Annotated in this window: 7 protein-coding genes; 2 read left to right on the forward strand and 5 right to left on the reverse strand. The window is 74.2% G+C overall.

From position 1 onward, the window contains the following. Positions 1-11: 11 nt before the first annotated feature. Genes VKG64_16030 through VKG64_16040 form a run of 3 tightly spaced genes read right to left on the reverse strand, consistent with a single transcriptional unit; the run spans position 12 to position 3,450 of the window. The gene (locus VKG64_16030; GenBank protein HKB26546.1) at positions 12-587 is read right to left on the reverse strand and encodes a DNA-3-methyladenine glycosylase I; all 576 of its coding nucleotides are present in this window, start codon (positions 585-587) and stop codon (positions 12-14) included. Further along, positions 584-1,489 (reverse strand): carboxypeptidase-like regulatory domain-containing protein, encoded by a 906-nt coding sequence (locus tag VKG64_16035; GenBank protein ID HKB26547.1) that lies wholly within the window; start codon positions 1,487-1,489, stop codon positions 584-586. Before VKG64_16035 ends, VKG64_16030 begins: the two co-directional genes overlap by 4 nt. Further along, on the reverse strand, positions 1,486-3,450 hold the full coding sequence (locus VKG64_16040; protein HKB26548.1) for a YjhG/YagF family D-xylonate dehydratase: 1,965 nt from the start codon (positions 3,448-3,450) through the stop codon (positions 1,486-1,488). The genes VKG64_16035 and VKG64_16040 overlap by 4 nt, the downstream gene beginning before the upstream one ends. Before the next feature lie 100 nt (positions 3,451-3,550). Here VKG64_16040 and VKG64_16045 point away from each other — a divergent pair, with 100 nt between their 5' ends. Continuing rightward, positions 3,551-4,021: a hypothetical protein gene (locus tag VKG64_16045; protein HKB26549.1), complete on the forward strand. Its 471-nt coding sequence runs from the start codon at positions 3,551-3,553 to the stop codon at positions 4,019-4,021. A gap of 4 nt (positions 4,022-4,025) precedes the next feature. On the opposite strand, the gene VKG64_16050 is transcribed toward VKG64_16045, so the two are convergent. Continuing rightward, on the reverse strand, positions 4,026-5,408 hold the full coding sequence (locus VKG64_16050; GenBank protein HKB26550.1) for a CoA transferase: 1,383 nt from the start codon (positions 5,406-5,408) through the stop codon (positions 4,026-4,028). A gap of 55 nt (positions 5,409-5,463) precedes the next feature. Beyond that, positions 5,464-5,817, reverse strand: coding sequence for an OsmC family protein (locus tag VKG64_16055; GenBank protein ID HKB26551.1), 354 nt, complete (start codon positions 5,815-5,817; stop codon positions 5,464-5,466). Positions 5,818-5,962: 145 nt separating this feature from the next. Here VKG64_16055 and VKG64_16060 point away from each other — a divergent pair. Then, positions 5,963-6,290, forward strand: a 328-nt coding sequence (locus VKG64_16060) for a hypothetical protein (GenBank protein HKB26552.1), incomplete at its 3' end; no start/stop codon positions are given.

Raw genomic sequence — 6,290 nt, forward strand, 5'->3', positions numbered from 1 at the left:
TCCTCCCGCGCTCAGCGTCCGAGCCGCGCGACCGCGCGCCATCGGAAGCAGTCGGTCGTGTGGTCGTTGACCAGCCCCACGGCCTGCATGAAAGCGTAGCAGATCGTCGGGCCGACGAATCCGAAGCCGCGCGCCCGGAGGTCCCGGCTCAGCGCGCGCGCCGTGGCCGTCTCGGCGGGCACCCGGCGTCGCGAGCGCCACGCGTTCTGGATGGGCGCGCCCCCGACGAACCGCCACACGTAGGCGTCGAAGCTCCCATGCTCGCGGCGCACGTCGAGGAACGCCCGCGCGTTCGCGATCGCGGCGACGATCTTCGCGCGGTTCCTGACGATGCCCGCGTCGCCCAGCAGGCGCCGCACGTCCGCAGCGCCGTAGCGCGCGACCTTCCGGGGATCGAAGCGGTCGAAGGCGCGGCGGTACGTCGCGCGCTTGCGGAGGATCGTGGACCACGCGAGGCCGGCCTGGGCGCCCTCGAGCACCAGGAACTCGAAGAGCCGGCGGTCGTCGTGCCGCGGCACGCCCCACTCCCGGTCGTGGTAGCGGACCATCGCGGCGTCCCCGCCGACCCAGGCGCAGCGGCGCGTCAGCGCTGGAGCTCGAGGACCCTGAGGTTGGTGAAGTCCGCCTCCATGTCCTTCTCGTTCAGGTAGAGCCCGAGATAGCCGCGCACGTCGCCGAAGGCGGTGCCGGTGCCGACGAACTTGTCGTTGATGTAGCAGCGGATCTTCCGGCCCGCGATCTCGACGGCCAGGTGGTTGGTGGCGCCGTAGCCCGTGCGCACGACCGCGTCCTTGGTCCAGTCGATGATCTGGTTCCACTTGCCCTGGTGCCACTGCGTGAGCCGGTAGCTGCCGTTGGCGCTGATCCCGAAGACCGCGTAGAGGTCGTTGTTGTCGTTCGAGGCGCGGCCGAACTTGATCCCTAAGAGGTGGTTCTGGGGGCCGCCGCGGAGCCGGACCGTCAGCTCCACGCGCACGGCGTCCTCGAACTGGCCGGCGTAGGTGAGCCGCGGCTCGCAGGTGCCGTCGCCGTTGTTGGACTTGACCCAGTAACCCGAGTCCTCGTACCGCGCGGCGCAGATCTTGTCGGAGCCCACCCACGCCCGGCGCTGGCCGCGGATGAAGTCGTCCTCGAACAGGACGCGGCCGCGGCCGCCGACATAGGGCGGCGGCTGGTCGACGCGCACGGTCTCCATGTCGACCGTCACGCTGGTCCGCTGGTTCGCGATCACCTGGATGGTGCGCTCCCAGTCCCGGTATCCGGACCGGCGCGCGGTCACCCGCTGCGGGCCCGAGGGCACGTTGTCCGCGACGAGCGCGTAGCCGGCGCGGAGCGTGCCGATCCGCTGGTCCCCGACGAAGATCTCCGCCCCGTCGACGGACCCGGTGATGGCGAGGCTTCCGACGTCCTCCTGCGTCCGCGCGGCGCCGGGCACCAGCGCGAGCACGATTCCGACAATCACGGCCAGCGTCGCGAGTCGACCAGTCATGAGCGCACCTCCCGGCCCCGCATCCTATCAAGGATCGCGTCCACGTCGTACACACACCCGCCCCAGGTGCCGCCGCCGGCCTGCTGGAGCGCCGCCCAGAGCCGCGTATCGTCCGGCAGGTCGGGATCGGGGCCGAGGTCCGGACGCGGCGGCCGGGCGGCGAGCACCCGCGCGCCCTCCGCGGGCCCGAAGCGCGTCTCGCCGTGCCCCACGAGGTCCACGCTCCCCTCGAGGCGCTTCGTGTCGATCACGATCTGGACGAGGTCGCCGTCGAGCACCTTGCCGATCGGCCCGCCGGCGAGCGCCTCGGGCCCGACGTGGCCGATGCAGGCTCCCGTGGACACGCCGGAGAAGCGCGCGTCGGTGAGCACCGCGACGTGCTTGCCCCACGACAGGTGCTTGAGCGCGGCGGTGATCTGGTAGATCTCCTCCATCCCCGCCCCCAGCGGCCCGCGGCACGCGAGGACGAGGACGTCGCCGGGCTTGAGGCGCTCCGGCCCCTGGCTCTTGATCGCCGCGATCGCCGCGCGCTCGCGCACGAAGACGCGCGCGGGGCCGACCTTGCGGTAGATGCCGTCGGCGTCCACGACGGCGGGATCGATGGCCGTGCTCTTGATCACCGCGCCCTCGGGGGCGAGGTTCCCGCGCGGGAAGGTCACCGTGCTCGTGAGGCCGCGGCGCCGCGCCCGCTCGGGGTCCATGACGACGTCGTCGGGGTCCACGCCGTCGCGGCGGAGCCGCTCGCGCAGCGCCGCCCGCCGCTCCGAGCCCTCCCACCAGTCGAGGAGCCGGCCGAGCCGCTCCCCCGCGACCGTCACGCAGTCCTCGTCGAGCAGCCCGAGGCGCCGGAGATGGCGCATGACCTCGGGGACGCCGCCGGCGAGGAACACGCGCACCGTTGGATGGCCCACCGGGCCGTTCGGCAGGACGTCCACGATACGCGGGACGCGCCGGTTGACGGCGATCCAGTCGTCCACGCCCGGGCGCCGGAGGCCCGCCGCGTGGGCGATCGCCGGCACGTGCAGGAGCAGGTTCGTCGAGCCGCCGAACGCGGCGTGCACGACCATCGCGTTCCGCACCGCGGCGTCCGTGACGATCGCGCGCGTGGTGAGGCCGCGCGCCTCGAGGGCCACGAGGGCGCGCGCCGAGCGCCGCGCCATGTCGATCCAGATCGGCTGGCCGGACGGCGCCAGGGCGCTGTGGGGCAGCGTCAGGCCGAGGGCCTCGCCGATCACCTGCGAGGTCGCCGCCGTGCCGAGGAACTGGCAGCCGCCGCCCGGCGAGCCGCAGGCGCGGCAGCCGAGCTCGGCGGCCTGGTCGAGCGTGAGCTCGCCGTGGGCGAACCGCGCGCCGATCGACTGCACCTTGCCCGCGTCCTCGCCCTGCTCCGGCGGGAGCGTGACGCCGCCGGGTACCAGCACGCACGGCAGGTCGCGCATCGCCGCGAGCGCCATCATCATGGCCGGCAGGCCCTTGTCGCAGGTCGCGACGCCGAGCACGCCCTTGCGCGTCGGCAGCGACCGGATGAGCCGGCGGAAGATCTGCGCGGCGTCGTTCCGGTACGCGAGGCTGTCCATCATCCCGATCGTCCCTTGCGTGCGCCCGTCGCACGGGTCCGAGCAGAACCCGGCGAACGGCAGGCAGCCGAGCGCGGCGAGCTCCTCGGCCGCCGCCTGCAGGAGGAGCCCGATCTCCCAGTGGCCCGTGTGGTAGCCGAGGGCGATCGGCCGGCCGTCCGGCGCGCGGATCCCGCCGAGCGTCGAGAGCAGCAGGAACTGCGGGCGGCCGAGCTCGCGCGGGTCCCAGCCCATGCCGGCGTTCTGCGTGAGGCCAAAGATGTCCCCGCTCGGCCGCTCCAGCAGCATCTCCGCCGTCAGCGGCAGGCGCCCGGCGGGGCCCGGCCCGGCGGTCCGGATCTCCCAGACGGCGCGGTCCGAGCCGACGATCGCCTCAAACTCCACGGCGGACCCCCCGGCTGTAGTACGCTCGCGCGAAATGGCCCCGCGTGTTCATGCAAGCATCCTACCTCAGGCCACGCGTGCGCTGGCGCGGCTCGTCGCCGTGGCGGCCCTCGCCGGAGTCGCCGGCGGCGCGGAAGCGATCGGCCCCACCGTCATCACGCGCGTGGACGACCTCATCGACGCGCCGCGGGCGCTCTTCGGGAGGACGCGCGCCGAGGTGGAGCGGGCGCTCGGGGCGCCGCTGGCGGTGCGCGAGCGCGCCGTGCCGGGACTCCTCCGGCCCGACGCCGTCCAGACGATCCGCGAGCTCGCGTATCCGGGCGCGCGCATCGGCGTCTCGGCCGGGGCGGCGCTCCGACGCGTGGAGATCACGACGCCCGCGTATTCCCTGCCCCACGGGCTCTCCGTCGGGGCGACGCGGCGGCACGTCGAGGAGACGCTCGGCGAGCCGCAGGAGCTGACGGAGGGACGCTACCTCTATCTCTACTCGGACGGCTACCCGGACACCGTCGAGGTGTACTTCAGGGAGCACCGCGTGCACCGCCTCGAGTGGAACTACTGGACCGAGTGAGCCGCTACCACTCGGGCGCGTCGGTGCCGAGCGGGACCGGCGGACGGCTCCAGCGGGCGGGAGTCTCGGCGAGCTTCGCCGGGGGCGCGACGTGCCTCAGCAGGCCGAACGGCGACGGCGTGGTCTCGAGATACGCCTCCACGTCGTCCACGGTCGGATCGGGGACGCCCTGGCCGTCCACCCGGCCGAGCCCGTCGAGCCAGCGGCCGGTCTGAGCGAGCGACACGCGCACGAGGTAGCTCCCGCCCTCGCGCGCGCGCCGCGCGAGCGCGACCATCGCGCCGAAGGCCGCGAGGTAGCCGGTCGCGTGGTCGAGCGCCTGCGCGGGCAGGGGCTTCGGCCGGTCCAGGCCCGCGGCGACGCCGCCTTCATGGGCGATGCCGCTCGCCGACTGCACGAGGCTGTCGAACCCGCGCCGCTCCCGCCAGGGCCCGACGTGGCCGTACGCGCTGAGCGTGACGTAGACGAGACCCGGGCGCAGCCGCACCACCTCCTCGGCGGAGAACCCGCGCGCCGCGAGGGCGCCGGGGCGATACGACTGGCAGAGGACGTCGGCCTCGCGGAGCAGCGCGCGCAGCCGCGCGGCGTCGGCCGCGCGTCTGAGGTCCAGGCGCGCCGAGCGCTTGCCGAGCCCCCCGTCCATGACGTGGACGCCGATGGTCGCGAGGTGCTCGGCGGTGACGAGCAGGACGTCGGCGCCGTGGGCGGCGAGCGTGCGCCCGCACACGGGTCCCGCGATGACGCGCGTCATGTCCACCACGCGCACGCCGCCGAGCGGCCGATCGCCGCGCCCCGCCGCTTCGGGCGGCGCGTCGCCGATCCTGACGATCTCGAAGAGCGGCAGTCCCGCGACGGCCTCGCCCTGCGGATGCCGGCGCCATTCCTCTGGCGCGCGCGCGAGCGTGGCGCAGAGGCCGGCCGCCGCGAGCGTGTCCTCGAGCTCCGCCGCCTTCCAGGCGCTGACCGCCTCGGCCACCGCCTCGCGGGTCTCAGCGCAGCCGAGGACGCGGAGGATCCCCGCGCGGAGGTGCGGGAAGTTGGCGTGGAGCAGGATGAAGCGCCCGTCGCCGGCCCGGTGGTAGCCGGCGACCGGATGCCACGCGTCCGGCGGCTTCTCGCCGTCCACGCGGAGGTAGCGCTCGCTGCGGAAGGCGGCGGCCGCCGCGCGCGCGTCCACAGTGACGCGCTGGCGCCGGCCGGTGCGGAGGCGCCACAGCTCGGCGGCGACGAGGCCGGTGGCCGCGATCGTCGCCATCGCGGCGGTCGCGACCTTGAAGTTGCCCGGCAGGATTGGATCCCCGCCCGTCAGCTCCACGTGCTCGAGCGCGGTGGGGTCCTCGCCGCCCCACCCCCAGAGCTGGGCCAGGACGCCGGCGGCATCAGCCACGCGTCACCACCTGGACCTTCACGTCGGTCGCGCCCGCGACCGTGCGGTAGAGCGGTCAGCGGCCGCGATAGGTCTCGACGAGCTCGGCGCCCTGCTGGGCGCTCACGCCCGTGAGCTCGAAGGTCATCGTCATCCGGGCGAAGCGCGTCGGGTCGGCCGCCGCGCGCACGCCCTCGATCGTGACGTCGATGCGCTTGAGCGGGATGCCGGTCTCCTGCGCGTGCCCCTCGATCAGCGTGACGCCACAGGACGAGACGCCGGCGAGGAAGGCCTCGCTGTTCGTCAGGGCGTCCGGCTGGGGCCGCGTCGACGAGTCGAGCGCCAAGCGCTGGCCCCGCGCCACGCTGTGAGCCCGCCCGATCACGCCGCTGCTGGACGACCGGATCGTGTCGACCTTGTCGGTGCTCATGGGGGTTCCTCCCTCGGTGGGCATCCTCGATCGTCGCCGCCGGCGTGTCAAGCGACCGAACGAGCAGCGAGAGCGCCGGAGGCGCAAGTCGAACCGGGGTGTCCATCGGCTTTGCTCAGCGGCCGGAATCGTCCAGAATAGGGCGGTGGCGGATCGCGACTCGCGCGACACGCGTCGTCCCAGACACCGGGATCGATGGCTCGGCTTCGAGCCCCGCGTCGCACGCGCGGCCTGGACACTGGCGGCCATCGGCGCGGGCCTGGCGCTCCTCTACGCCCTCCGGCAGGCACTCCTGCTGCTCGCGTTCTCGGTGTTCTTCGCGTACCTCATCTTCCCGCTCGTTCAGGCCACGCAGCGCTGGGTCCCCGGTCTCCGCTCGCGGACGCGGGCCATCGCGGCCGTGTACGTCGTGCTCCTCGGCACGGTCGGCGGTACGAGCGCCGCGCTCGGCCCGCCGCTCACCGCCGAGGTCC

The organism is Candidatus Methylomirabilota bacterium (assembly GCA_035260325.1).
Classification (GTDB): Bacteria; Methylomirabilota; Methylomirabilia; order Rokubacteriales; family CSP1-6; genus AR19.

Bases quoted from the DNA above. Each gene is read 5' to 3' on its own strand.
- VKG64_16035 (HKB26547.1), bottom strand. From the start codon at position 1,489: ATGACTGGTCGACTCGCGACGCTGGCCGTGATTGTCGGAATCGTGCTC.
- VKG64_16055 (HKB26551.1), bottom strand. From the start codon at position 5,817: ATGAGCACCGACAAGGTCGACACGATCCGGTCGTCCAGCAGCGGCGTG.